30 protein-coding genes and 2 tRNA genes are annotated in these 25362 nt (G+C 45.2%); 14 read left to right on the top strand and 18 right to left on the bottom strand.

Annotation, left to right across the window (positions count from 1 at the left end; translation table 11 throughout):
- Window positions 1–55: 55 nt before the first annotated feature.
- Genes ccmD through ccmA form a run of 4 tightly spaced genes read right to left on the bottom strand, consistent with a single transcriptional unit; the run spans window position 56 to window position 2413 of the window.
- A complete protein-coding gene (gene ccmD / locus ACJJIJ_RS04135; protein WP_252085317.1) occupies window positions 56–280 on the bottom strand; it encodes a heme exporter protein CcmD in 225 nt (74 codons plus the stop codon).
- Between the two features lies 1 nt (window position 281).
- On the bottom strand, window positions 282–1025 hold the full coding sequence (locus ACJJIJ_RS04130; RefSeq protein WP_252085316.1) for a heme ABC transporter permease: 744 nt from the start codon (window positions 1023–1025) through the stop codon (window positions 282–284).
- Window positions 1026–1038: 13 nt separating this feature from the next.
- Entirely contained in the window at window positions 1039–1752 is a 714-nt protein-coding gene (gene ccmB, locus ACJJIJ_RS04125; protein ID WP_252085315.1) for a heme exporter protein CcmB, read from the bottom strand.
- Complete coding sequence (gene ccmA, locus ACJJIJ_RS04120; RefSeq protein ID WP_444938713.1) at window positions 1739–2413, bottom strand: cytochrome c biogenesis heme-transporting ATPase CcmA; 675 nt, start codon at window positions 2411–2413, stop codon at window positions 1739–1741. The genes ccmB and ccmA overlap by 14 nt, the downstream gene beginning before the upstream one ends.
- Window positions 2414–2727: 314 nt before the next feature.
- On the opposite strand from ccmA, the gene ACJJIJ_RS04115 reads away from it, so the two are divergent.
- Window positions 2728–3435 carry a 2OG-Fe(II) oxygenase gene (locus ACJJIJ_RS04115; protein WP_444898607.1) on the top strand — a complete coding sequence of 236 codons (708 nt, stop codon included), beginning with the start codon at window positions 2728–2730 and terminating at the stop codon, window positions 3433–3435.
- A gap of 391 nt (window positions 3436–3826) precedes the next feature.
- On the opposite strand, the gene ACJJIJ_RS04110 is transcribed toward ACJJIJ_RS04115, so the two are convergent.
- Window positions 3827–4009: a PA3496 family putative envelope integrity protein gene (locus tag ACJJIJ_RS04110; RefSeq protein ID WP_444898608.1), complete on the bottom strand. Its 183-nt coding sequence runs from the start codon at window positions 4007–4009 to the stop codon at window positions 3827–3829.
- A 432-nt stretch (window positions 4010–4441) separates the two neighbouring features.
- On the opposite strand from ACJJIJ_RS04110, the gene ACJJIJ_RS04105 reads away from it, so the two are divergent.
- Window positions 4442–4517: transfer RNA gene (locus ACJJIJ_RS04105), tRNA-Arg, on the top strand.
- A 336-nt stretch (window positions 4518–4853) separates the two neighbouring features.
- Here the strand turns inward: ACJJIJ_RS04105 and hdeA are convergent.
- Window positions 4854–5336 carry an acid-activated periplasmic chaperone HdeA gene (hdeA, locus tag ACJJIJ_RS04100; protein WP_444938712.1) on the bottom strand — a complete coding sequence of 161 codons (483 nt, stop codon included), beginning with the start codon at window positions 5334–5336 and terminating at the stop codon, window positions 4854–4856.
- A gap of 289 nt (window positions 5337–5625) precedes the next feature.
- Window positions 5626–6297 (bottom strand): hypothetical protein, encoded by a 672-nt coding sequence (locus tag ACJJIJ_RS04095; RefSeq protein WP_252085310.1) that lies wholly within the window; start codon window positions 6295–6297, stop codon window positions 5626–5628.
- Window positions 6298–6604: 307 nt separating this feature from the next.
- Here ACJJIJ_RS04095 and ACJJIJ_RS04090 point away from each other — a divergent pair, with 307 nt between their 5' ends.
- Window positions 6605–6847 (top strand): hypothetical protein, encoded by a 243-nt coding sequence (locus ACJJIJ_RS04090; RefSeq protein ID WP_444938711.1) that lies wholly within the window; start codon window positions 6605–6607, stop codon window positions 6845–6847.
- Between the two features lie 97 nt (window positions 6848–6944).
- On the opposite strand, the gene ACJJIJ_RS04085 is transcribed toward ACJJIJ_RS04090, so the two are convergent.
- Both ACJJIJ_RS04085 and ACJJIJ_RS04080 read right to left on the bottom strand, forming a co-directional pair.
- On the bottom strand, window positions 6945–7262 hold the full coding sequence (locus ACJJIJ_RS04085; protein WP_444938710.1) for a hypothetical protein: 318 nt from the start codon (window positions 7260–7262) through the stop codon (window positions 6945–6947).
- Between the two features lie 125 nt (window positions 7263–7387).
- Window positions 7388–9328, bottom strand: a complete 1941-nt coding sequence (locus ACJJIJ_RS04080) for an aconitate hydratase (protein ID WP_444938709.1) — start codon at window positions 9326–9328, stop codon at window positions 7388–7390.
- An 833-nt stretch (window positions 9329–10161) separates the two neighbouring features.
- On the opposite strand from ACJJIJ_RS04080, the gene ACJJIJ_RS04075 reads away from it, so the two are divergent.
- Complete coding sequence (locus ACJJIJ_RS04075; RefSeq protein WP_444888564.1) at window positions 10162–10401, top strand: hypothetical protein; 240 nt, start codon at window positions 10162–10164, stop codon at window positions 10399–10401.
- Window positions 10402–10765: 364 nt separating this feature from the next.
- On the opposite strand, the gene ACJJIJ_RS04070 is transcribed toward ACJJIJ_RS04075, so the two are convergent.
- Window positions 10766–10990 (bottom strand): hypothetical protein, encoded by a 225-nt coding sequence (locus tag ACJJIJ_RS04070; RefSeq protein ID WP_444938708.1) that lies wholly within the window; start codon window positions 10988–10990, stop codon window positions 10766–10768.
- 426 nt (window positions 10991–11416) lie between these two features.
- On the opposite strand from ACJJIJ_RS04070, the gene ACJJIJ_RS04065 reads away from it, so the two are divergent.
- Window positions 11417–12097 carry a hypothetical protein gene (locus ACJJIJ_RS04065; RefSeq protein WP_444938707.1) on the top strand — a complete coding sequence of 227 codons (681 nt, stop codon included), beginning with the start codon at window positions 11417–11419 and terminating at the stop codon, window positions 12095–12097.
- 28 nt (window positions 12098–12125) lie between these two features.
- Here the strand turns inward: ACJJIJ_RS04065 and ACJJIJ_RS04060 are convergent, their stop codons facing one another.
- Complete coding sequence (locus tag ACJJIJ_RS04060; RefSeq protein ID WP_444939562.1) at window positions 12126–12557, bottom strand: 3TM-type holin; 432 nt, start codon at window positions 12555–12557, stop codon at window positions 12126–12128.
- Window positions 12550–12795: a D-Ala-D-Ala carboxypeptidase family metallohydrolase gene (locus ACJJIJ_RS04055; protein WP_444890777.1), complete on the bottom strand. Its 246-nt coding sequence runs from the start codon at window positions 12793–12795 to the stop codon at window positions 12550–12552. Before ACJJIJ_RS04055 ends, ACJJIJ_RS04060 begins: the two co-directional genes overlap by 8 nt.
- A 430-nt stretch (window positions 12796–13225) precedes the next feature.
- On the opposite strand from ACJJIJ_RS04055, the gene ACJJIJ_RS04050 reads away from it, so the two are divergent.
- The gene (locus ACJJIJ_RS04050) at window positions 13226–13837 is read left to right on the top strand and encodes a hypothetical protein (protein ID WP_444938706.1); all 612 of its coding nucleotides are present in this window, start codon (window positions 13226–13228) and stop codon (window positions 13835–13837) included.
- 254 nt (window positions 13838–14091) lie between these two features.
- On the opposite strand, the gene ACJJIJ_RS04045 is transcribed toward ACJJIJ_RS04050, so the two are convergent.
- On the bottom strand, window positions 14092–16008 hold the full coding sequence (locus tag ACJJIJ_RS04045) for a hypothetical protein (protein WP_444938705.1): 1917 nt from the start codon (window positions 16006–16008) through the stop codon (window positions 14092–14094).
- A 1103-nt stretch (window positions 16009–17111) separates the two neighbouring features.
- Here ACJJIJ_RS04045 and ACJJIJ_RS04040 point away from each other — a divergent pair.
- Together ACJJIJ_RS04040 and ACJJIJ_RS04035 are read left to right on the top strand one after the other, a co-directional pair.
- Window positions 17112–18197 (top strand): tyrosine-type recombinase/integrase, encoded by a 1086-nt coding sequence (locus tag ACJJIJ_RS04040; protein ID WP_444939561.1) that lies wholly within the window; start codon window positions 17112–17114, stop codon window positions 18195–18197.
- Between the two features lie 214 nt (window positions 18198–18411).
- On the top strand, window positions 18412–18912 hold the full coding sequence (locus ACJJIJ_RS04035) for a hypothetical protein (protein WP_444938704.1): 501 nt from the start codon (window positions 18412–18414) through the stop codon (window positions 18910–18912).
- 108 nt (window positions 18913–19020) lie between these two features.
- On the opposite strand, the gene ACJJIJ_RS04030 is transcribed toward ACJJIJ_RS04035, so the two are convergent.
- Window positions 19021–19329, bottom strand: coding sequence for a LexA family protein (locus ACJJIJ_RS04030; RefSeq protein WP_444939560.1), 309 nt, complete (start codon window positions 19327–19329; stop codon window positions 19021–19023).
- A 1222-nt stretch (window positions 19330–20551) separates the two neighbouring features.
- On the opposite strand from ACJJIJ_RS04030, the gene ACJJIJ_RS04025 reads away from it, so the two are divergent.
- Window positions 20552–21394, top strand: coding sequence for a hypothetical protein (locus ACJJIJ_RS04025; protein ID WP_444938703.1), 843 nt, complete (start codon window positions 20552–20554; stop codon window positions 21392–21394).
- 40 nt (window positions 21395–21434) lie between these two features.
- On the opposite strand, the gene ACJJIJ_RS04020 is transcribed toward ACJJIJ_RS04025, so the two are convergent.
- Entirely contained in the window at window positions 21435–21557 is a 123-nt protein-coding gene (locus ACJJIJ_RS04020) for a hypothetical protein (protein WP_444938702.1), read from the bottom strand.
- A gap of 138 nt (window positions 21558–21695) precedes the next feature.
- Between ACJJIJ_RS04020 and ACJJIJ_RS04015 the strand changes: the two genes are divergently transcribed.
- A complete protein-coding gene (locus tag ACJJIJ_RS04015; RefSeq protein WP_444938701.1) occupies window positions 21696–22181 on the top strand; it encodes a hypothetical protein in 486 nt (161 codons plus the stop codon).
- Window positions 22175–22471 (top strand): hypothetical protein, encoded by a 297-nt coding sequence (locus tag ACJJIJ_RS04010; RefSeq protein WP_226646540.1) that lies wholly within the window; start codon window positions 22175–22177, stop codon window positions 22469–22471. The genes ACJJIJ_RS04015 and ACJJIJ_RS04010 overlap by 7 nt, the downstream gene beginning before the upstream one ends.
- 60 nt (window positions 22472–22531) lie before the next feature.
- Here ACJJIJ_RS04010 and ACJJIJ_RS04005 read toward each other — a convergent pair whose 3' ends face one another.
- On the bottom strand, window positions 22532–22933 hold the full coding sequence (locus ACJJIJ_RS04005; protein WP_444938700.1) for a GmrSD restriction endonuclease domain-containing protein: 402 nt from the start codon (window positions 22931–22933) through the stop codon (window positions 22532–22534).
- On the opposite strand from ACJJIJ_RS04005, the gene ACJJIJ_RS04000 reads away from it, so the two are divergent.
- From ACJJIJ_RS04000 to ACJJIJ_RS03990, 3 genes are all read left to right on the top strand, one after another.
- Window positions 22893–23225 carry a hypothetical protein gene (locus ACJJIJ_RS04000; RefSeq protein ID WP_444938699.1) on the top strand — a complete coding sequence of 111 codons (333 nt, stop codon included), beginning with the start codon at window positions 22893–22895 and terminating at the stop codon, window positions 23223–23225. The genes ACJJIJ_RS04005 and ACJJIJ_RS04000 overlap by 41 nt on opposite strands.
- Window positions 23225–23872 carry a hypothetical protein gene (locus ACJJIJ_RS03995; RefSeq protein WP_444938698.1) on the top strand — a complete coding sequence of 216 codons (648 nt, stop codon included), beginning with the start codon at window positions 23225–23227 and terminating at the stop codon, window positions 23870–23872. Before ACJJIJ_RS04000 ends, ACJJIJ_RS03995 begins: the two co-directional genes overlap by 1 nt.
- 113 nt (window positions 23873–23985) lie before the next feature.
- Window positions 23986–24207, top strand: a complete 222-nt coding sequence (locus ACJJIJ_RS03990) for a helix-turn-helix transcriptional regulator (protein WP_444938697.1) — start codon at window positions 23986–23988, stop codon at window positions 24205–24207.
- Window positions 24208–24335: 128 nt separating this feature from the next.
- Here ACJJIJ_RS03990 and ACJJIJ_RS03985 read toward each other — a convergent pair.
- Together ACJJIJ_RS03985 and ACJJIJ_RS03980 are read right to left on the bottom strand one after the other, a co-directional pair.
- A tRNA-Ser gene (locus ACJJIJ_RS03985) sits at window positions 24336–24423 on the bottom strand.
- A gap of 140 nt (window positions 24424–24563) precedes the next feature.
- Window positions 24564–25130 carry a nitroreductase family protein gene (locus tag ACJJIJ_RS03980; protein WP_252085300.1) on the bottom strand — a complete coding sequence of 189 codons (567 nt, stop codon included), beginning with the start codon at window positions 25128–25130 and terminating at the stop codon, window positions 24564–24566.
- Window positions 25131–25362: the final 232 nt, after the last annotated feature.

Below are 25362 nucleotides of genomic sequence, written 5' to 3'. Positions count from 1 at the left end.
ATCTTATCTGCCCGGCCACAGTAGCCACCGGGCGAAAAACCCTATCGATTACCAGCTAGGCTGGCTCTTCCATATCTGCCTGCTGCGCCTTAGCCTTGCGCCGGCGCTGTGCAATGCGCTGCTGCTTAAGCAACTCCCGCTGTAGACGCCGCCGCGCCAACTGTGGGTAGAGGACTAAGGCTGCGAGAGCCGCAAAAGTAACAGCAAAGGAAATCCACACATAAATGCCGTGGCCATCCATCGCCAGAAAGTCTGCAAAATTGGCAAATTGAAACTGCACTTTACTTCTCCCCAGCTAATTCCTGCTGTACCCATTGGGTTTTCATCTCGCGGCGTAGTATCAACGCGCGAGTATGCATAAGCAGGGTCCAGGCATAGGTACAATAGAAACCGATAATCATTACCAGCAGCGGGTAAAACATACTGGGATCGATACTGCTGGATTCTGTCAGGCGGATAGTTGCCGGCTGATGGAGGGTGAACCACCAGTCTACCGACTTGTAAATAATTGGGATATTCACCGTCCCGACCAGGGCTAATAGCGCACTGGCTTTGTCCGCCACCTGCTCGCGACTAACCGCTTGGGACAGCGCCATCACACCGATATAAAGAAACAGCAGGATCAACATTGAGGTAATCCTGGCATCCCAAACCCAGTAGGTGCCCCAGGTGGGCTTTCCCCAGACCGCGCCAGTAAAAAGGGATATAAAGGTGAGTACCGCGCCGATTGGAGCCGCTGCGCGCATCACCGCAAAGGAGAGTTTCATCTTCCAGATAAGGCCTATGGCGCCGCTGATCGCCATAATGTAATAGCCTGCCAGGGCCAGGAAAGCCGCCGGCACATGGATAAAGATAATACGATAGCTATTGCCCTGCTTGGCATCCTCAGGGGCAAACCCCAGACCCCATACCGAACCCGTCACCAACAAAACAACGCTGGCCAATGCCAGCCAGGGCAACCAGCCACTGGTTTTTTGATAGAACCAACGCGGTGAACCCAAACGGTGAAACCATTGCCAAGCCAAGAAGACCTCCGAATCAATTATCCAGGCTGATACGTATTGCCCCCGCTGCCGCCAGTGGTGCCAGGGCTGCGGCAGCAGCCAACAGTGCGGCCAGAATCGCCAGCTGCGCGCTGTAGGCATAGCCATCTATTGCCGCCTGCACCGCGCCGGTGCCGAAGATTAGCACGGGCACATAGAGTGGCATAACAATTAACGCCAGCAACAACCCGGGGCGGCGCAGAGCCACAGTGAGCGCCGCACCTATAGCGCCGATCAGACTGAGGCTCGCGGTCCCCAAAAACAGCGACACAAACAAACACAAATACCCTTCAGAGGGCAAATTCAACATCAACGCCAGGAGCGGAGATAAAAGTGCCAGTGGCAGGCCCGTTGCGACCCAGTGCACCAAGGATTTAGCCAATACGGCAAAATATAGGGGCTGGGGCAACAGTGCTAACTGCTCCAAAGTGCCATCTTCAAAGTCCCCACGGAACAAACTCTCTTGAGAGAGCATGGTGGCAAGCAACGCCATCACCCAAATCATCCCCGGCGCCATTTTCGCCAATAGTTCGGGCTCTGGTCCCACTCCCAATGGTAAGAGAGCGAGAACCGTTACAAAAAATAATAGTGGGTTGGCAATATCTGCTCGCTTGCGCAATGCCAGGAGCATTTCAATTTTAAAGAGCGCCACAAAACCTGGGGTAGCGCGTGCTCCAACAGACTGTAATTGGACATCAGTTAAAGACATGCTCTCCCCCCATATCATTAAAAGATTCCTCAACTGCATAGTCAGACAAATCGACAAAGTCCAAGCCAGGCAGGTTGAGAGGCTGGTGGGAGGTCAGAAGGAGAGAGCCGCCACATGCAAGATGGTCAGCCATTTGTTTTTCCAGTGCCGCAACACCGGTGACATCCAGAGCGGTCAGGGGCTCATCGAGAATCCACAAACAGGGCGACAGGGGAAGAAAGAGTCGCGCCAGCGCCACTCGGCGGTTCTGGCCCGCCGATAAGCTGCTGCAAAGAGCACCCTCAAAGCCGAATAGATCAACCCTGTCCAGAGCCTCCATCGCCGAGGTCTCTGTAGCCCCATACCAAGTAAGGTTTTCCAGAGGCGTAAGACCTCCCCGAACCCCACCGCGGTGGCCGATATACAAAAGGGACTCGCGCATAGCGCGCAGCCCCTTGGGAAAGGGGCTATTGCGCCAGAGAATCTCCCCATTGAAATCACTGGTGCTGCCGATCAAGGTACGTAACAGTGTGGTCTTACCGGCACCATTGCTTCCCTTGATCTGGATTGCCCCGCCGGCATCCAGCGAGAAATCAAGACCCTCAAACAAGCGCCGGCCATCTCGCTCACAGGCGAGATGGCGCACTTGCAATACAGCTGGGGACTTGGGAGTCACAGACATTGCTTGGATTAAACCACTCTGATGAAAATCTGAACGGCATTATACCGGCACTTGTGCTAATTGCATGATATTCAACGCTCCTGACCTCACTAACTTGATCTCAAGCAAGAATCTTAAGGAATTCAGCGGGTTTTTTTACGCCAGTATTGGCCCCATGCCCAAGCTCTGATATTTTCCTGAGGGTTGTGAGTTGGTACCCAGTACCACCCCTCATAGGAATTCGAGGGAGACTCAGTAGTCAACATCAACAGAAACTTTTGATGTAACCCGGTGCTGAATAAAAACACCGGACCAGCCTGTAAGGACACACAATAATGACTAGCCTAGCTGTGGATGCCAAACGCTGGCTTGATACCAGCGCCATTAAAAGCGACGATACCTTAGTCAATCAACAACCCTTCCCATTCTTTGTGGCCAGCGACGTTCTAACCAAAGAGATGATGCCTTCATTTCTAAAGGACTTTCCCCAATTAAAAGGGGCCGGCTACCTCCCCTACGAGAAACATGAATGTGGAGACTCCATCAATACCCTGATTGAGGAATTTACCCATCCGGAATTCGCCGATGCGATTGGGGAAAATCTAGGAATAGAAAAACTCTCCCAGTATCCGACCTATGTATCTATCAGCCGTACCCTGAAAAAGCGTCACGGCAGAATTCACACCGATGGCAAATCGAAAATTGCCACGGCCTTACTCTACCTCAATCCTGAATGGACGCTGGATGGCAACGGCTGCTTGCGCTTTCTAAAGCGCATTGACGACTTCGAAGATACCGTCGCCCCAGAAGTTCCCCCTTCTTACGGAACACTTGCTGCTTTTAAGCGCGCCGAGAATTCCTTCCATGGCCACCTCCCCTTTGAGGGACAGCGCCTGGTTATTCAAGTTGCCTGGCTGGTAAGCGCTGCCGATAAAGAACGCAAAGCCAAGCGAGGAAAGTTTTCTTACAAACTCAAGCAGTTGATGGGCTGGTTTGGCGGCAAGAAAAAAGAAGACAAGGAAGATACGGTTACACAAATGTAAATTGTTCTGGCCATTCATGTTTCACAGAGGGTTCTGGCCTATGGCCGGCACCCCCTTCCTACTCAATTCCAAAATTAATTCCCATTTTAGAAACCAGCACCAGAGATGGTTTAAAAATACTAATAACCCTCAGCATGAAGCTCAATGACCGGCTGTTGGCCGCTTGATTTTTATCAATTGAAATAGACGAAAGAAGGTAGGCGAGATACTTATAACGTAGATCCAGCTAGCTTCGATTAGCTGGTACTAATGCAAACCAAGCATTAACAAGAAAGAGTGCAAAGGCGAAAAATTTAATTGTGCGGCGAACCCTGTTAACGCTCTTATATCACCTACATCAACCTGGCAAACACCGCACTATCCTAAGACTATTGGTTAATTGTTTTTTTAACTAGGCATCAAAGTCGTAATCCAATAATTCTCGACTTAAGCGTCTTTCCTCCAGTTTATCCTCAACCATGCGACGAGCATCCCGTGGCGGCTGAGATGTAGCTTGCCTTAGTACTTCATTTGCAATTTGTGGAATATCCACATCATCAAAAACCATGTGCTTTTCGTTTACGTTAACACCCATACGAAACTCCATAATCTTGATCCGTGAAAGCAGAAACATCCTTATCGCACTTTACGGTGCATTGGCAGATTAGCGATGCCAAACAATCCTGGTCAAGCAGAAATTTACAAGACAACTATGACAGGTTTACTGCAGAATATTTTAAAATTCCGTCATGCAAAATCATCCGCGAATTAACCCATTAAATGTTACAAAGCTAACAAGATAAGTTGAGAAAATTACCAAGAATTGCCGAAAGTGAAAGAGAAGAGAAACTGCGGGAAGTGCAGTAACCCTGTCGCCGTCATGTTACTTCAAGTGACAAGGTTCAAATTTTTAGCGGTTTCTGGAAAAGTAAGGGGACACTCTCAGATAGACAGAGAAGATAAACACGACATGACATTTGTCCTCGTAACAGATAGAATGGCCGCCCTTCGCAACCAACTGCGATCTGCCCCCGTCGGTTAACAGGATAAACCACGGACCTCCTAAGTCCGGACTGGTGGTTCGAGTCCACCCGGGGGCGCCATTAATCACTCCCCCGCAACGCATCAACTTTACTTCAACACCTCTGTCAGCTTATGAAACCAGTGCTTTAGCTGAATGCATAAAAAGCGCCAGAAAAAGCCCCGCCAGAAGAAGACCACCCCAAAACATCCTAGCAGAGCGGTTTATATTCCTGCCTCGCTTCGCCTCTTCCCTCGCCGCCTTCGTCATAACTCAACTCCCTTTGTTGCGCACTATCGGGCAACAATAGCAGCTCCTCCTCAAAACAGCACGCTTAGAGGCCTCCCCAAGCCCCTCTCCCAAACAAGCAAAGCCCGGGCTAAGCCGGGCTTGTATCACCTTAGTTAGCTGATAGGCGCTACTGTTTCTGCTTTTGCTTCTGCATATTATTGTTACCGCTGCCATCATTAGTGCCATTGGGGGTTGTGCCTGGATTCGTAGTGCCATTCGGGCTGGTACCTGTATTATTAGTACCGCTACCACCCTGCATATTCATCACCTTATTATCAGACTTGTCCTTGCCGTGATGACGCCCCATTTTATGCCATTCATCCTTAAACTTGGCCCAAAAAGACTCCTTCGGCGCTTTGGTACAAGCCGTAATAATCATCGGTGTCACCTTTTCAGTGCCATCGATATCCAACATGTCACCCTCTTCCTTACCACGCTTTGAGTAAGCTGAAGCCCAGTACACCGCCTTTGGCTTAAATTCATCGTCAATAGCCAGGAAGTCGGCACAGGTCCAGTCCTTTGCTGGCTTCTTGGGATGTTTGTCTGCCAGGGCAGCAGAAGCAGCAAGACTGGCAATTACCAAGGGAAGGATGAAATGCGTGCTTTTCACAATAAAATCTCCAAGGTTTTCAGGGGCATTACCCCGTGAATTGACAGCAGGTAATATGCAATCCGCTCGCTTCCCAGGAGCAGACCAAGCCGATACCGACTGGTCACTTTGGGCTGTGCGCAATATAGCGAGTTACTACCTTACAGGCCTCACTCCAGCTCCATAACAGCGGAAACACTAGCCAAGGCACCTCGTGAAAGACTACCTGACCCAATGAAAGGATAGACGCTTTTTTCATTTTTTGGCGTGCCATTCAAAAAACCGTCGGAAAATTCTCTTGATCTCTCAGCTACCTATTAACTATCTCTGCTCCCACCCAATCATTTCCCTCTTGCTCTTTCCCAAGCAGGGAAATTCCAATCCAGATAAACCAGACGATCTGGCTTACGCCAAATATTTCCTTAAAAATTTCCTCTGGATAAATAGTGGCGACACCTGCAGTACCAACGATCAGGCCAACTAGATTCAGGTATATTGAAAACACTCTCGCTCGCAAAGCGACTGAACTTATTATGAGTACCCAGAGGCCACCCACCAACTCATTGCCACCCCCCAGGCTTTCAACCATCAGGTAAATCACACCCCAAGCTTCAAAAGCCTTATCCGGGCTGAGCTCCATCAATCCAATGGCATAGGCAAGCCCAATATTGGCAATCATACCGCTAGCAATCACCAATCCCACCCAGATTGCCCCAAACAGCGACGCCAAAATGGTGAGTCCAGCATTTTTATTTTTTAGCTCTTCATATAAACCTACTACCAAACACCCCAACAAGACAGCAAAGACTAAATACATCAATGTGTATACAATATTAAAAAGCAATTGACTTTCCTCCAAAAAATTCATCTTTTCAGCAGGGCTTCCGGCGGACGGGAAAGCCCAAAATAAACCAAAAAATATAAAAGCAGCGATATAGATTAGCCCCATACCTACGGCCGAAACTCCCGCAATTCTATTCATACCCCCTCCTCTAACTGGAAACTGATTTAAGGTGTTACTTTACCAATTTATGATGCCTAACGGATCAAGAATATCTTCAATTATGCGGCCTTCAATAATCACATCACTACCACAATCCCCAACGCACTAGAAGTTCAAGTGATCGCAGAACCTAGCCTTTAAGCCAAAGGTAGAAGGTGTCCCTTATCACTAGGCTGAAATTAATGTCAGAATTCTTTAAGAACCCCAAAGAGATTTCTATTGATGTCCACAATTCAGATACAACAACCAGCTACCAGTAAATAAATTAGCCAGCCAAGAAAGTAAAATGGGATATTGGAAATTCAAAAAAGAAGAGGAAGGATCGATAACAGAATTAGCAGCCTTGAAACAATATAATTTGATTGAAAATGATTACACGCAATGTAAGAGATCACTTTATAGCAAGCCAGCAATAAGTGGCTTGCTATGGGGTGTACTTCTCAATTTTTTACTGAGCGAGCCTGTACTTTCTGGCAATAGCTCTAAACTGCTGCATATAAATAGTTCGAGCGGGCTGATAAGGAGGTAACCACTTATCAGGCCCTCGGCCATTCCGGCTCAGGCCGTGCCCCTTGCCAATCAACCAGGTATTGGCCGGGTCTTCAGCAAAGACCCTACGTTGCTTGCTACTCCAGCCCCTCGCCATGACGAAGAGCCCACGACTCAGGAACAACCGATTCAACATCCAGATCGGAAGCCTGTTGAATAAACTTGCCGCTATAGGGGTCCATCCACAAACCTGAGACCACCTTGCAGCCATCTTCTCCGCCCAGTGTGACTGGAGCCAGGGAAAGGCGGACTAACAACTTATACCGATTGCTTTCACAATCCTCTGAAGCCTCCCCTTCTATAGGCCCCGCCAAATCAGATGACGATTGCAATGTACCCTCATTACAACCAACAATTACAAATATCAATACCATGGATATAATACGTAGGAACATCAAAAAACAACCCGAAAAAGTAACAACACTTCTAAACGCTTATCCTAATAAGTATACAATTTTCTGATAAGCCAACCTACCAACAAAACCTACAATTTTAATTAAAATATTCCACCACCTTCTATTTATCCACCAGAAACACCCTTGATATAGTTAATCCTTCCGCCAAACTTAATTACCTCAACTTCCCTATCAGATAAGTCATTCCTTAACCATATCGTTTTATTACGGCTAAGATTCTTAAGCTCCAAATACGTATTGTCACCAGTGAGACTCGCAAGATCAAAAAACTGAAGTCTATCTCCCTCACCAAAAAACTGATAATCACTCTCATTCCCCATGGTCAATATCAATACTCCGTGATCAATAAGGTTTTTCCTATAGGGCAAAGTAACACTTTTAGCGATGACGCAACGAACACCTAAATAGCGCAAAGTAATTGCCGCATGTTCTCGTCCAGATCCATACCCCAAATTGTGCCCCGCTACAAGAAATAGATCCTCTTCAATTTCTCTCGCTCGCTCATAAAAGGAGTTATCAATTCTGGAAAAGGTGTGGCGACTCAATTCTGGGATATTTGACCACATTGGCAATACCTCAGCACCAGCGGGAATAATATCATCCGTAGTGACATTATCCTCTACTTTCAATATAACCGGCCCATCAATCACGCTAAGCATTTTCTCCATAACCGGCAGTTTTTTAATATTGGGCCCTTTTTTTAACTCCACTTTTACGGGAATTTCTTGCGGGGCCCCCATCAGCGGTCGCATATCCAACAAGGTTTCCGGCTCTTCATAAACGGGATAATCCATCTCCATTTCTCTGGGGTCTGTAATTTTCCCAGTGAGCGCACTCACAGTAGCGGTTTCTGGGCTGCACAAATAAACCTGGTCCTCTTTGGTTCCTGAGCGGCCAGGGAAGTTGCGCGGTACCGTTCTGAGGCTATTATGACCACTCGCTGGGGCCTGCCCCATCCCAATACAACCGCCGCAACCGGTATCATGCAAACTAGCACCCGCCCCTATTAACCTCTCGAGATCACCGCTCTGGATCAGGCCATGTAGCACTTGGCGCGAGGAGGGATTTATATCGAAAGACATATTATCTGGCACATGACGACCACTCACTATTAATGCCGGTATAGAGAAGTCACGTAAGCCGGGATTTGCCGAAGACCCAATATAGCTCTGGGAGAGCGGTCTGCCGCTAACTTCTTTAACTTTCACCACCTTATCTGGTCGCGAAGGGCAAGCAATCATTGGCTCGAGCTCGGACAGATCAATAAAGGCCTCTTCATCATAAGTAGCACCTTCATCAGCGCTCAGTTCTGTAAAATCTTCCTCTCTAGACTGCTGGCGAAGAAACAACCTAACCTGATCATCAGCCGGGAAAACACTGGTTATAGCCCCCATCTCATGCCCCATATTGGCAATAACATGCCGATCCATAGCAGTTAGGTTTTTTAATCCGGGTCCGTGATATTCAACAATCTTATTCCAGCAGCCACTAGCGGTGTATCTACGTAAAAGCTCCAAGATAATATCTTTTGCACTTACCCATGACTGCAGATTACCCTCCAAATACACCCCTAAAACTTTCGGCATGACCAAGGTGAGTGGACATCCTATCATCGCCAAAGCAATCTCAATTCCCCCTGCGCCCATTGCCAGCATGGAAAGTGAACCTGCAGCACAGGTATGACTATCAGCTCCAAGCATTGTTTTGCCAGGAATTCCAAAACAAGACATATGTACAGGGTGACTAATTCCGTTTCCGGGGCGTGAATACCAAAGTCCAAATTTTCGACAGGCGCTCTCCAGGAAAACATGATCATCCCCATTTCTGTGGTCTGCCTTTAGAAGGTTATGATCTACATACTGCGCACAAAGCTCAGCTTTTACAGATCTAGCCCCCAGAGCCTCAAGCTCTAGCATGACCAATGTACCCGTGGCATCCTCACTGAGAACCTGATCAATTTTGAGCTGCAAAACCTCCCCTGGAACCATTTTTCCACTAATCAAATGACTCTCAATCAACTTTTCAGCAAGATTTAACCTGCACAAACCACCACCCGCTTTCGAGAAGACTAATTGGAAATAACAAAATTGCTCTAATTAGATACTAATCTGCTTGAATAGAAATTAGCAGTTTTGGAGAAAATTAAGTAAAAGGCGAACCTCTAATGATATTTAAAAGACAAGCCCTGTGAAATTTTTTAAATTCAAATTACAAATATATCAACCCATTCAGCAGCTATTATCTAGAACCAGAATCCAATAAATGGGCATTACAAGCACAAACTAATTTACAGCTTCACCCAATAAAAATTATCAATACCCATCAAATAAACCAGAAATAGAAAACCATTACAATACTGCCCTTAAATATTTAAACCATAAATCTATAAAAAAGTCTCAACAACCCTCCACCTCCTAACTTAAGAAAAAAATCATTATTCTATTTAACCTTAAAAAGAAGGCTTATAAAGAACCAAACCCAAAAAAACAAGCGCTCAACTGCTGGCCAATAATCAGTTTGAAAGAGCCTGAAAATCAATATTATAAAAAAACTTTAGATAGGCTGACCAGCCAGCCAGTAAAGGGCAAAAAGAAAGAATCCAACACAATCTCGGCATCCAAATCAAGAGCCAAGTGCAACCCCTACATCCTCATCGAACATACAACCACTATTGCATACTTAGTCATACACAAGACATTCCTCTAACAGAAGTAGATTGCCGTTTATCCAGCCATAATGGTATCTGGATACAGTTCTGCTACTATTGGCTGGAATAGTACAAAACTATCATTTGATGATCATAAGAAATTTCTTTACCCTAGATTTCCATACACATTTAACCAGTGTCTCAATTTTTAACTTAACGAGGATTTTTATATTGAAATATTTGCAGCTTACCAGCTTTACTCTGATGCTACTTTTAATGGGATGTTCTTCAGAAAACTCTGGAGATCCTAGCCCTGGTGTAGGCTCAGATAAGGATAAACATGGATGTATAGCTTCAGCTGGCTACCTTTGGTGCGCAAAAACAAACGCGTGTGAACGCCCATGGGAGCTGGCAGAGAAGGCTGGTTTTCCAAACACCTCAGATGATTTTGAAGAGTATTGTGGTAAGTAAGAGTGACAGTAAAATATTCGCTGACCCTCAATGCCACGCCAAGACTTATTTCTTTAACCAATCAAGCTACCAACCAAGACAAATACCTCTTCTGATGTAAGCTAACAAACCTGCTATAGCCTCTACATCTATTGCGTGCTTCACACTCACAGGGAATCGGCTTGTACTATTTGCCAGCCTGCTCATTCTGGAACTGAGCCACCCAATGAATGACTGTGAGGCCAGACTAAACAAGCTGTAGCGCCTGGAGGGTAGCACTCTGTATATTCCTGAATGATAGAATTGCCGTTGTACTGCATGTTCTTTACGGTCTCATAGCTATAATTCGAAAGAGGCTCTCCGCTAGTTGGCATCAGCTAAATTCTTACCCTTTTTTTGACTCAAAAAGTTCGGGATGCTTATTCTTCCAATTGTTGATTGTTTGCTGTGTTGCCTCAAAGAATTGGCCTAGCTCTTTGTCAGCCAGAACCAATTCAATGAGCTTTGTGGCCTGCTCAATCAACCGCTCCAACTTGCCATCAATGCGCTGGAGCCTGGTTTGAATGTCGCCCTTAAACTCAACCATGTGTTTTTGCCCCAGAACGTGCATAGCTGATTCATGCTGAATTGCCAGGGTGTTGGCGGTTATCCCTTTCTCAACATCAGAACCCTATATGAAAAAACCAGCCACCAATAAGATAATGCTGGCAATTTGGGTAATAATTATGCTTTTGCTAAGATGCCAACATTCTGCTGCTTGGGTCATAGGATTTACCAAGCAGAATTAATTTTCTACGAAATTTGATTGATAGAAGGTTTGCTTTGAGGGCAAAAGGGACTTCGATTACAGCCCTTTAAGTGCCCATATTTCGACATCCCTCGCTTTAAAAAAGGTCCAAAATCTAAAAATTTATGTCCAAAACTTAAAACCAGCCAAGCGATATCCAAGTAGATTGTTCATGTTAGAGCAAGGTTATTTAGTTAGTATAAAAGTCTACTCATGCCACCTAGTGGTGCTTTTACAAGGAGAGTCACTATGCCATTCGCTGAACCATGGAGAAGATACTGTTCTGGAGACTTTTTTTATGGGTTTTCGGGAAGTAGAGCGAGGCTAATTCAACAGCTAACGCAAAGAACCATGCAGGATTTTGCCAGCAAAAACACGGTCGCATGGCTTGATCAATTACTAACCGGCACTGCTGTACACGATTGTAATTACTTAAATGAAGACTTTAATAATTTCTGTCGTAGTAAAGAAAAATATAAATGTGTTGTATCAGATGATTCCAGTACAGAGCCACCCCAAACAGGGGAGGAATCTGAAGACAACAAAAGGTTCAGAAGAAAGAGTAAAGCTGGAATCGAGTTCTTAGTAAAACACCATCACTTCATACATTTTGCAATAGACTATGATATGGATTGGAATGCCGTAATTACCAAACCAGGACAAGGTGAAGGTTTAGTAGAAGCAAAATTTCCATTTGAAAGAAAAACAATGTATCAGTATGACTTCGGTAATGGTTTAAAAAATCGTGTTATTACATATGCAGAAATTAGATTTATCTATAGAAACAGGAATGACGCAGATTTCATGAAAAGAATACAGTTTTGGTATCAAGATGCCGCTAACTCTGATAGCGCGTTCAGTCCTGAAGCCCCTCCTTGGGAAAGATACCCTGAAATCTGGGAAAACTATAAACCAAAAAGTGAAGCTTGATTAACTGACAACCCATAAAAATCACTATTTATAGTTTGTCCGTCTGAGTACCATGCGTTTTGTCATATGAACGCATGGCACCTATTCCGAGCATGGCCGCTATCATCGAGAACAGCACATCAGTTTCTAGCACTGGCGGTGGAGTCATCCCTGTAAATATTGAGCCCTTAGCGCTGTAGATAGCCCAGACCCAACACAGCAATGGATATAAAACAAACTGATAAGCGAGAGCCAAGCCCCCAACCCATCCACTACAGGGACGCCAGCCAGTGACAAATATGCTTTTATGCTGGGCTTCGGCTTTGTTGACCTCCAGCTGTCCGAGAAACAATTGAATTTGAGTATTTAGCTCTACCAAGCTGCCCCTTTGCTTAAGCTCCTCCAGCTTCTGCACTTCCCCAGCACATTTAACCCGGTCAGGCCAACTGCGCTCAATAGCCATTGTGCCTGCATCAAAAATTGCTGTTAGTGGGTCGTAACTCCACTCTGTGAGGCGGGTGCGCTCGCCTGGCAGTATGAGTCATGGTGGCATTAACATGGGCGTTGTGTACGGGGCAGCAGCAACCGGAATTAATGACTATTGGCTTGCCATGGCACTCCCTGACTTTAATCAGGCGATTGAGCGTTTCATCTTTGAAATGGTTTTTGCCACAACAACAGGCGAACTCCGGCTCTGTGAAGTAGTCTTTTTGGGACATTGGCCTCAAATTTTAGGCATAAAAAAACCGGCTGGGGGGCCGGCTTAAGAAAGGATGAACGGTCGCTGCATGAAAACCAGAGCAGCTATGGGTATAGTAACCCCCGCCCACACAAACTGTCAATATATACAGCTGTTTATTTATACAGACCATTACACTGACTTAAGTTTCAACTCGCCAAACTGGCACAAAAAACCCCGCATTCAGGGAATTTCGGGACATTTAGCTAAGGAATTTCGTACTTATCCCAGTATGGGGCTTCTATATAGTTCTGACAAAGAGAAAGTCAAAGGTTTTCTACTTGCCAATATGGCACCACATTAACTTTTCTCGCTTATTAAACTGCCAGCATAGGTTTACCGCTTGACATATTAACTTCGCCTCACATTAAATTTTACATCGCCGCCTAATCAAAAAATGGAGAGGACCAATGAGGGCCTACCCGATAATTTTTGCATTAATAATTAACTTATTTTCTTCAAGTAATACATTCGCCAATAAAAGCATGGATAACGTATTAGAGGATTCGAATTATAATTCGCTAAAATCCGTATCCGAACGTTCAATAGCCAATGAAGATATTTCTCGCTCAGACTTAGTTCAACTCACAAATAGAGCGCAGTTTCAAGTAGAAGAATCTAACGCATCCATACAGGCAGATTTATCTGTTGATGGTCAATCAGTAAGATTTATTACGGAAAAATCTCAGAGTAACCCAGACTTTCTTAACATAACCATCAGGGTTGCTAGCGCGAACTACAGCATAGAGTTAGATCTCGAAAACTCCGAGTATGTAGTGTCTGGTTATGGCTCAAAACTTGGTATTGAAGGAAAACTACTTATTGCCGCTATAGCTTGGAAAATGGAAGAGAATAACTGGCATATATCCGAAAACTTATACAAATCCAAATCATACAGGATCGCCAACTGGTTCTCTGAAATGCCAGCAGGAATGATAATGCATACTATTGACTCAAGAATCAAACCAGAAAAGGGCGAACCAGACTCTTATAATAGACAATTCATTGTACCAAAAATATAAGTATTAGCTGGATTAGTTCAGACATGATCTGACAGTTACCGGTTTTTCAGGAGGTGCTCTATCAGGTTAAGTTTGAACTACTACAGATGAGCGAATATTAGTATGAAAAGTGCTATGTCCATTTTATCGGGGCAAGATCACTACTGAAGAAGGATAACCGGAATGGGGTTTTTATAGAGTTCTGACATAGAGGGGGTTAACCTTCCCCCCCCATTTTGGAAAAAACTCTTAATCAATCTCAGAAGAGTTACTTACTACCTTAGATCCAGTCTATGATAAATTCCATTGTTTAAAGCACTTGTTGTCCCATTACCCGCCCAAATCTGAGTATGAGTAAGGTGTAAAGTTGTAAAAGAGGTTACCAAACTTACCACTCCGTTATCATCAAAAACGCCTGAGGTTAGTGCTGAAATATCCCAAATCGTACTATCATAAAAAGAATGAGTAGTCGCAGAATTTATTCCATCCGCATTATAAATCTTAACGTCCCCACTCGATTCATGCCTAAATGCCGTGACCAAGGAGGGCACCACCGAATTATTGTAACAATTTGCCTCCATATCACTAACGGTCCACTGGGAACTTGAGTAGAAATACCCATAATTAACAACAGAGCTTGTACCTTCACCTCGGTAGATCCTTGTCCCAAATGAAGACTTATAAGCCGTAATAACCTGGTCTCTACCAACACCAGAAAAATCACCGGAAGTCATTGCAGTTATATCCCAGTTATTGATACTGTAGAGACTACCTAAATTTAATATACTTCTAACCCCATCGCCTCGAAAAACCTTAGTTTCATCAGAGTTCATCTTCAAAGCAGTCACTACCTCTGAAACACCATCACCATCAAAATCACCAGAGGTCATCGCGGATACTTTCACTCGCCCACTTGAGTAAATGAGGCCATAGTTCAGTAAGCTAGAGTCACCATCTCCACGAAAAACAATCGTGTGCCCAGAGCCGTCAAGCTCAAATACAGTTATGACCTCATCCTTACCTCTTTCCGAAAAATTCCCAACAGCAAAATCAGTAACATTAAGATAAGGAGATATATAAAGGACGTCTTTTAGATACCTACCCTGCCCGCCTATTGTTCTTACAACCTTACTAAAAGTGCCATAATTAAAGGCAACCAGCAATTCATCCACCCCATCTCCATCAAAGTCGCCCGCGGCTGTAGCGACAACCTCCTCGCTATCAATCTGGGCCCCATGGAAGTATTTTTGCCCTTCATCAACAAAAGTACTTTCATCCCCGCTCCCACCCAGATTTGCTGTCAGATTAATATTTTCAGATGTTTTATATGGAAAGGTTACAATGTTATTTTCAACAACATTGTCATATGAGGACTGCTCACCATTAACAGAATTATGCCAGCTAGATAAAAACGCCCTCTGCCCAACTCTATCTGCGTAATTATCATATATAAGATTATCACTACTCCGATCTCTAACTCTGATCGGATCACCAGAGACCAAGTAAAAATAGTTGTCATAAATTTTATTGCCTACACTATCATGGGCGAGATAGACCGCATGAAGCAAGGATTCCTGAGAAGATATATTTTCCGCCCTATAAAACACATTGTTATATATTGAATTATTATCTGAATTTACAAAATCGACTACGCCATACCCTTTGCAGTCACCAGGACAATTAGATACATCAAAAAGAGTCCCAATCTCTATAAAATAGTTATCATGTATATGGTTACACCCATTCCAAGTTGTTAATTTATTATCCCTCCCACCATTGAGAAGAATTGCATAGCTAGCGTAGTGACTTATAGTTAGACGGCTTATCTCTACATTAGTACACTCTCCAACTCCCACTTCTAGCCTAAAAAATACAGCATTCCCCTCCCCCTCAAAAACAGGCTTTTCATCACCGTAAGCAGTTAATTTCAACTTAAATTCACGCGATGTTTTAGTCCAAGAAATAGTCTCACCATAATAGACTCCCCCCCTAATGAAAACAGTAGTATCTCCGTCACTGAAATCGACTAGATAATGCACCCTGCTCAAGGTTTTGACGGGATCAGAAAGAGAAAGCCCTGAATTTTCATCATCCCCATCCGTCGCCATGTAAATAATTTTTGAGAAACCAATCAAAGGGAAACTAGCAAACACCCAAAAGACCGCAACCTGAAAAAGAAAAAAAGTTTTCACAATAGCACCCTAGTGTTATCTCTTACTTTACTAACACATACTTCCATTTAGCCTAATTGATTTACCTGCCAACAGACTCACATCAAGAATGATAGCAACAAAGTTACACTCGAAATTAAACATCCACATTAGATATAAAATTAGATTTGACGCCGCTTTAAGGAAGCAGCTAAAAATGGGCAAGTGCTCGACATAATTAAGGGTCAAGCAACCTATCTTGCCAACCCCAAATCCTACGACATTCTCGACCCCACTGACCTTTATTATACCTAAGCAAATGCGGTTCCTGACGAAGATTAATTCATCTCCCTGTTGCACCACATAAAGTAGAAGGCGGCATACCCAGCAAGTCAGCGATTGGTATGCCACGAGAACAACAGTTACCCACCTATAAAACACTTGGTGCTGTCGCCTGCTGCCCCGATTTGCAATATGTATAGTGAATTAGATTTATCCATGCCGAGAGTAATACAAATTAATATGGCGAGGGATGTGGAATGGCATCAGCCTTAATATCTAGAAAATTTCTTAGCATACCTCGTTGACATAAAGTCGAAAGATTCACAGACTATAAACATAGTAGTATTTATCGAATGATTTAAGAAAAAGGCTTTCCTCATCAACGACAAATAGACCCAGGAGCCGTGAGTTGGCATAGCCAGAAGATCGAGGCTTGAAGTACTTGAAATAGATGTAAGGTTTGATAGCAACACATAATGCTAGGTCGAAGCCGAGCTGCTCTCTATCTACGACCATCATTGAATAATTGCCTGTTAAGGAGCAAAGCGGAGGCCTGACAGGGGACTGAAGATTCTTGAAACGAAAAAGCCCGGCATCAGCCGGGCTTTAAAATATGGCGGTGAGGGAGTCCGCCTCTATGGTTTCCAGCCCAACCCCATAACTTTCCCCAAACCTTAGTGTTTACTGGGGTTGCAGGTTATATTTCTTCCAAAGCCACCCAGCCCTCACCTATAGAATCCGCTGCAAAGTGGGGGACTGAGTGGGGGAACAGAAAGCAGCAGGGAGCGCATGGGAAAGCTAACAGCAAAGGAAGTTGAGAACATAACAGCCGCCGGGAAGTACGATGACGGTGATGGCTTGCGATTAGTCGTAGGGCCAAGAAGTGGGTTCTCCGCTACCAGCTTCACGGTAAGCGTCGTGAAATGGGACTGGGTAGCCTAAGTGATGTAAATCTAAAGCAAGCAAGGTTAGAGGTAGGGGCTCAAAAGCGACTGCTTCTAGATGGCGTAGACCCTATCGCCGAACGCCAGCGTATCCAGCAAGAGCTGAAAGCCAGTGCCAAGAGCGAGCTAGCGAAGGCCGCTACTTTTAGTGATATGGCCGATGAATATATAAGAGTGCATCTCAAAGGCTGGAAGAACACCCTCCAGCAATATGCTTATCCCGTTATAGGTGAGAAAGCCCCCTGTGAAATTACCACCGATAATTTATTAGAGATATTAAAACCTATCTGGTTTGAAAAGCCTGAAACAGCCAACAGGGTTCGCAACCGGGTAGAACTGATTCTGGATGCCGCAAAAGCAAGAGGATTGCGGGAAGGCGAGAACCCTGCCCGCTGGCGTGGCCATCTGGATAAGCTGCTCCCCAAGCGCTCAAAGGTCCGCCAGGTGAAACACCACAGCGCATTACCCTGGGTCGAGCTACCCGAATTCATGCGGGAGATTTCCAAGCGCAACGGATTAGCTTTCACGGCGATGGAGTTGACCATCCTGACCGCAACCCGCACCAAAGAAGCCCTAGGAGCGACCTGGAGTGAAATAGACTTTAAAGCTAAATCGTGGACTATCCCAGGCGAGAGAATGAAAGCAAGTAAGGAGCACCGAGTTCCCCTAGCACCGCCCGTGATAGCTTTGCTTGAGTCGATACCTCGAATTGATGATAGCCCCTACATTTTCCCTGGCCAAAGAAGTAGCAGACCACTCTCAAATATGTCCATGCTTATGGCGCTGCGCAGAATGGGGCGGAACGACCTAACCATTCACGGGTTTAGGTCAACCTTCCGGGATTGGGCTGGAGAGGCCACTCCACACTCCCGTGATGTTTGCGAGCAAGCTTTAGCTCATAGCTTGGGGGATTCTGTTGAGGCTGCCTACCGGCGCGGCGACCTCTTCGAAAAGCGAAAGCTGCTTATGTTCGACTGGGCAACTTATGCAACTTCAGCCCTGTAATAGGTAAGCTCCATAAAGGCATCCCAATTATTGGATAACTGATTTAGGTCCATTTGCAATCAGATTGGCTGTGAGCTCTCTCTTACCGTGACTAGTTATAGGTAGGCTCTTAAAATTTTGACAAGAGCCTTTATAATAAAAAAGTTATAAGACTACGAGTGGTCACGATGATCACTATATAAATATTATGTTTTTATGTGAAAGAGTCAACCGCATGGGAAAATCAGTTTTTACACTATTTATAAGTATTTTTTTATCTACAAATTTATCAGCACAAGACAGGTCTTTTGAAATTAATGAGTGGAGCAGTAGTGGCTTTGCTAGATTTTCTCAAGTAAGTTATGAATTGACTGATGGTAGTAGGAAATCTTTCCAAGTGACAATTTCTGACGATCCCAAAGGAAAGCAAGTGGTTGATTTCCGCTATTACCATAGTAGATTGAATTTATGCACTTACCGCGATACTGATAAGTTTTCTGAAACAATCATGAGAATAAACGGAAAAAGAGTAATGATGATAGTTGGTTGTACTGGTGGAGCTTTAGGTGTTTATTCTCTTAGGTACTTTGCAAAAACCAATGAGGGTAGAGCGCATATAGTCACATCATTCATGAACAATGAATATGTTCCTGTCCGAATGCAAGGGTTTGACCTTAAGCTTCCCGCTATTGGATTCAACGAAGCTTGGAGAGACTACGGTGGTGATGCAATTTAATAGAATTAGATAGAGTGCGCGTCTACGAACAAAACGACCGAGGGGGTGAATCCTCCCGATCGTACCATGCAAATCAAAGGGCTCACACCTAACGGTGTAAGTCGATTTCTACCCTCCTCGGTGATACCTAACTGACGCCTTAACCACCCCCTCCACAATCAGCTCTTGCCCTTCCCAAATGGGGATTGGCGGATACTTATCATTTGCCGACAACAGCCTCCCCCGCCCTCTATCCAAGATTTTGCAGGTCAGCTGCCCATCCAGGGCCACGACCACCACATCCCCATTCACTGGCGCAAAGGAGCGGTCAATGATGAGGATGTCCCGGTCGAAGATTCCCACCCCTTGCATAGAGTCGCCATTGGCACGAGCCATGAACGTCGCCGGGCCATTGGTTATTAAATGCTCATCAAGGATGAGGGCTTTGAAGGTTGTCTATCTCGTTATAGTCAGCAAAGCCAATTCTGTTAGTGCTACTCCTGGCTTCGATCCTGATTATTTTTTCGTGGTCCCCACTGCAGCACCAGCTGACCTCCTGAATCACTGAGCCTTAACGACAATCTCACATCACGGCGTGGGCGATTCCGAGGAATATTTAGTAGCCAATAAATAAAACGGTTCATACTCTTCAGGCAAGTTTGTATTTCATCTTTAGTTTCTAGAAACGTCATATTCAACTCCATCTTGCTGTTAGTTAGGCCTTCATATTCCCATGACGAAAAGTTCTTAAGGGTCATGAGCACCCTGGGTTGAAGCGGAGCTCATGGACGCTCAACTTTCTGGTGGAGCTTTAAGCTGCATAGGAGCAATCTATCAGAGTACTGTATATACACAGGCTTATATGCTTTGACCGTATCAGGGAGGCACCCTATCGACCATCAAATTGTGCTTCAATCAGGACTGCTTACTCAAGCTGGCTGGGAAGATAATAATATTGAGAAAACTTGTAAAATCTATTTTTATATGTGCAAATTAGTAGCACATAAAAGAATTTCACCCTTAAAATCAATCAAATACCGATGTTTTATAAAATCAACGATTTGGAGTAATGATCTAGGGACCAGACGGACTCGCAGTACCATCAACCAAATTTTCAACCATGAAGTACTGCAAATTTTGCATGTGTATGTTTTCTAATATAGCTTTACTGATAGTAAGCAGAAAGGAGTTTAGCCAAGTGAGGTTTGGAAAACAGGTCCTAGCACCAGAGTGTCAGCAAGGAGCTAGCTACTTCTCAGTAATCCCTTGAACAATCGCCCCTCTTTTGTAGTACATCCAGGCTTGAGGGTACCCTAGATAGCAAATTTAACGCGTCCATTTAGCAATCCTATCTTGCTATAAATCTGGGTTAAGATATTTCGGCATTTGCTCACAACATTAATCCAAAAGGAGTTAGAAGTTGATAAAAAGAAGTTTTGAAAATCCACTATTTACCAATTTAATTATTATTACGAGTGGACTGATAACACTCTTCTCATTAGCTATTTGTCCTTACCTATTTGTAACGCTCACAACAATAAGTTTATGCCTATACTGGAAATACTGTCGAGAACTTAAGGACTGGTGGTCTCCCCAAAAGCCCATAAAAGAATGTAATCTCTGACAGTCTGGATACTTTAAACTTTTCCTATTTCTCCCTGTGGCGCTTTCAATTATTGTCTATGGCGTTATTTGCCAAAATAGCAACTTTTCATTTGACCCATCATATGATGGTTGGAACCGTCTATTTGATTACTTTAAGTTTCCATTATCACTTGCAGCACTCTCCCTCCCTCTTACTGGCCTTTTTGCGGCGCATCACAGATCATCACAAATGGCTGAAACCCTTAAAGAGGCGTCGACGCAAAACGTAATTACAAAATACTACTCTCACAAAAAAGATTTCTTTGAGCTGCTAGAGAAAATAGAATCAGAAAAAGAAATAAAATTCAAGTACAACTCACTTTATCGAGCTCTATTTCCACACAATGATATAAAGAAAGTAAGCCCTGTTTTTAGCCCAACGTCGACCGGACATGAAACACAGCCTGATCTACTAACAGACTTAACCAATTATTTCATTGGTGTTAATGCCGACTACGAGGATATAATAAGGAATATAAATCTTAGAAAGCTAAGCAAAGAAGGAGGAGTAACAATTCCCGGTGTGGGAGAAGAAGAAATTAGGCATGCCATATCAGAGTACTATAAGAAAATAACACAAGCCTCCAATCAGCTTCTGTTTACTATTGTAACGGAAGGCGACACCACAACCATCTGTAAGACTAAAATCCTATTTAGCAAAAGCAATCCTAATGCTCAACTATATTTAATCAATGAAATTATTGAAGAGCTTGTTAGATTTTGTGATGTTGAAGAAACCGCTGGAGCTTTGGGCTATGTATCGCCACATGAGGAGTTTAGTGGTATGGCAAATTCAACCATTGGGCGCAATGAACAAACCTATAAGCACCTTGTAAAGAATCTCATCAAGGATCCATAAGCTAGGATAACTTAATGGCTCCAATGAAAATGCTTATATGTTAATCATTTAGAATGGCTAATATCTGGGCTGATTCCTGTTCTGAGAACACCAGCCCATACTTTTCCACTATCGCAATAAAGCGCTGCACATAGATAGCCTGTACTGGCTCATTGGGTGGCATCCACTCGTCTAGGCCCTTGTCGTCCTAAATACATCGCCGGAGAGAAACTCTTAGTGCCCTAGATAGACTGATATGACAAAATGCTTGTCACCAATAAGCAATAAAATGAGGGATCACTTTATGGCTGGACACCCCGCCTTGACTGAGAAAGATGAGCGTACGGATGTATTGCTTTACGGTGGTAAAAAATACAACATAAAACTCAGCTTTCACCAAGTCAAAAATATGAATGGGCACGCCGTAGGACTCAAGTTTGAAGATTCCACTGGCAGCATGGATTCATCCAAAACTGGCGTTTTGGTCTCTGGACGAGGACTCGCAAGAGCAATAGGCCTTAGAGCGGTTGAGATGCTGGGCGATTTACGCGGTGTTGATTTCTTTGGCTTTTATCTTCTTACGGAAGGGCTTGATGAGAGACAAATAAGACTAAAGGATGCTCTTTATAGTATTCAGGCAAAGGAGATACACAAAGCCGTTAAGGATACCTTGCCACACGGTATCAAAATTGATGTGGAAGGCGGCATAGGCTGGGGAATGAGTCGCTATGAACCTCAAAAGCTGCCACAGATGCAGCTCTTCCTCAAAGAGTTGGGCAAAACTATTAGGGAGTCCGCACTATGTTAGTACGATTTTATGAAGACAGAATTGATGAGCTTCCCGATGATGTCGCAAAATTTTATCTGTCTCGAATGGGCGTAGAGTTTATTGCTGAAATGACAGCGCAAGAGATCAACGCGCTTATAAGCGGCTCAATGACAGGCAACACGCTGGAGGAAGCCATAGAAGAGGCTAGACGTGAGATGGTCGAGCTAAGCGAGGAAGAAGACCGCTTAACAGATGAGGCTCTAAAGCGTTATGCAAAAGAAATAACGATTGAAAATATTGGCATGGTTAAGTTCAACGACATGTTTTGAGCAGCCCCATTGGCACTAAAAGTCGGCGGTTCAACCCCCCGTATGCGGGGGCACACCCAATCACATCAACCCATACTTCTCGGCAATGAGCTGAAACTGTTGGGCATAAATGGTGCGGGCGGGTTGGTATGGGGGTAACCATTCATCGGGGCCTTTATCACCCTTGCTTGGATTGTGGCCGTCATCCACCAGCCAGAGGTTGGCCGGGTCTTCGGCAAAGGCACGTCGCTGTTCCCGGGTCCAGTTGGCACCACCGAGCTTATGGGCAAGTGGGACTATATGCTCAACATCCAAGTCCGAAGCCTTTTGGAAAAACTGGCCAGCATGGGGGTCCACCCATAAGCCCGACTCAACGGTGCAAGCCTTCTCATCACTAAAGGTCACCGGAGCCAGAGACAGGCGAATCAGCAATTCCTGACGAGTGTTCTGGCAGTCACCATCGACATCGGACCAACGGAGCAACCGCGGCGCCGTTGGCGATATAGCCCGAGCCAAGCTGCAGCAAGAAATCCTCAATTGGCAACACCACTGGCTGGTAACGGTTTTTGTCGAGTGCAAAACCCCAGAGGGAGAACACTATACCGACTCCACCGAGTTCGAAGCGCGCGGAGTCCGCCTAAACGATTTGGCCGAACTGGTGCGCCCAGAGCTGGACAACATCCAAAACCAAGCCAACCCCAACCACTCTTACTACCACGGCTGGCAGGCGGAGATTCTGCCGAATCGCAAGCAGGAGAAAGGGAGAGCAGCATAATGAAGGAAAGACCTATTTTATGTAATGAGGATATGGTGCGTGCAATTTTGGATGGCCGTAAAACTCAGGTGCGCAAGCTGATAAAACCGCAACCATTTAATGGCGCAAGCGATGAAGAGGCCATAAAACAAATTGGCGGCTTGCCCCCTAGACCCTCCTTGCATCAGGTAATTAACCAAGCATGGCGAAGCGGGTGTGCGGATATCCCTTGCCCCCTTGGTAAACCTGGTGACCGCCTATGGGTGCGCGAAACCTGGAAATCTTCTATTTCTCATTCGTTCGCAATGGACACCTGTGACTGCGAGGATGTACAGGTCGAGTATTTAGCTGATGGTAGTTTCAAATTCTTCAGAGATGACAATATCGCTGAAGGTTGGGCCATGCCCAAGTCAGCTCAGGAAGGAAACAATACACCCTCAATCCACATGCCCCGCTGGGCCAGCCGTATCAACTTAGAAATAGCTAATATTCGCAATGGACGTATTCAAGAGATCAACGAGGAAGATGCAAAAGCCGAAGGCGTTGATGGCCCTGAGTCTGCAGCCGCTCAATTCTGTGGATGGTATGAAAAACCGCGCCCTGCATTCCGCAGGATTTGGGAATCCATTTACGGCGGAGACAGCTGGAACAAAAACCCCTGGGCTTGAGTTATCGAGTTTCGTAGGGTTGAACGGGCAGAAGTGGCGGTATGAAAGTGCAGAGCGGAATTATTGAGGGCGGAATAGTTATTACAGTTGCACAGTTATTTGAGGGGTAAAAGATGAACCATCAAGAATTAACGGACAAGGATATAAAACCACCTCGCCGCATTTTACGCTTACGTGAGGCTGAGAGACTTACCGGATATAAAAGCAGTAGTATTTACCGCATGGTTAAAGAGGGAGTTTTCCCCCGGCAAAGGCGGATAGGTCCGGGCGCTGTCGACTGGGATAGCCGGGAAATCGATGCTTGGATAGAAGAGAGGCTCGACGGTGCTGCATAATGATGGACAGCCAATCTTGGCTGAACCAACTCCCACCCTGGCACAATTGTCTAGCAAAAAAATAAGCGGGGGGCTGAGAAATCTAGAAATAAAAAAGCCCTGAAAAATCAGGGCTTTTTTATGCAAAATGGCGGTGAGGGAGGGATTCGAACCCTCGATGCCTTTCGACATACACACTTTCCAGGCGTGCTCCTTCGGCCACTCGGACACCTCACCAAATTGTCACCCTCCGCGAGGGTAATCCTCTTTTCAGAGGAGCTCTCTCTTTAGCAAAATCTTCAAGGAAATCAGGAAGATAGCTGCTGTCTCATCGAGAGAGCGCGCACTTTACCCAAATGTTTCCGGTTGTGCAAGTACTAATTCGCTTTCCACTGTGAAAAAAAATCATCCACTTGTAAATCCGGTGCCTGGCGTGCCGCTTTATCGGGGGTTCCACAGTAGATAAACCCATCAATACGTTCATTTTCAGCCAAACCCAAACCTTGGGCAACCTGGGGATTATTGGCTAATGGTCCGGTGCGCCAGTAAACACCCACCCCCTCGGCATAAGCGGCTGTGAGCATTGCCTGCACCGCTCCTGCTGTGGACATATGTTGCTCCAGATGGGGAACCTTGGGGTGTTCCTGTAACCGTGTAATTGCCACAATAATCAAGGGGGCGCGCAGGGGCATCGCCAAGGTGCGTTGACGCTGAGCTTCAGTTAGGGGAACACCTTCAGACTGCTCAGCCGCTTTTAGAAATATTTCCCCTAGGCGCTCGCGCTCTTGGCCCTCTACCATTAGAAACCGCCAGGGGCGTAGGCAGGCGTGATCCGCTGCACGCAGTGCTGCGCGAAAGATATTTTGCCGCTGCTGCTCATTGGGTGCAGGCTCGACCAGCTTGCCCGTTGAAACTCTATTATGCAGGGCGGTCAGGGCATCCATCGTTCTCTCCATTTACTGACTGAGCGCTGAGTGTACCCTAACCCATCTGCGCAGCGCATACGTACGCCCCACATAAAAACCCTGTACAGGCATCGGTTTTTTAGCAATCTGGCTTTTGTAGGAGTACACTTCGCCCAGTAAATCACTGCGCAACCACTTGCTCCCAGAACTTTCCGGGACCAATCTGTGGCCTGCCTGCGGTTTGTTTATTACTGCTTAACGGACAAAAAGA

The organism is Microbulbifer mixtoriginis (SeqCode), assembly GCF_052467945.1.
This window is presented reverse-complemented; position numbering and strand designations above follow the sequence as displayed.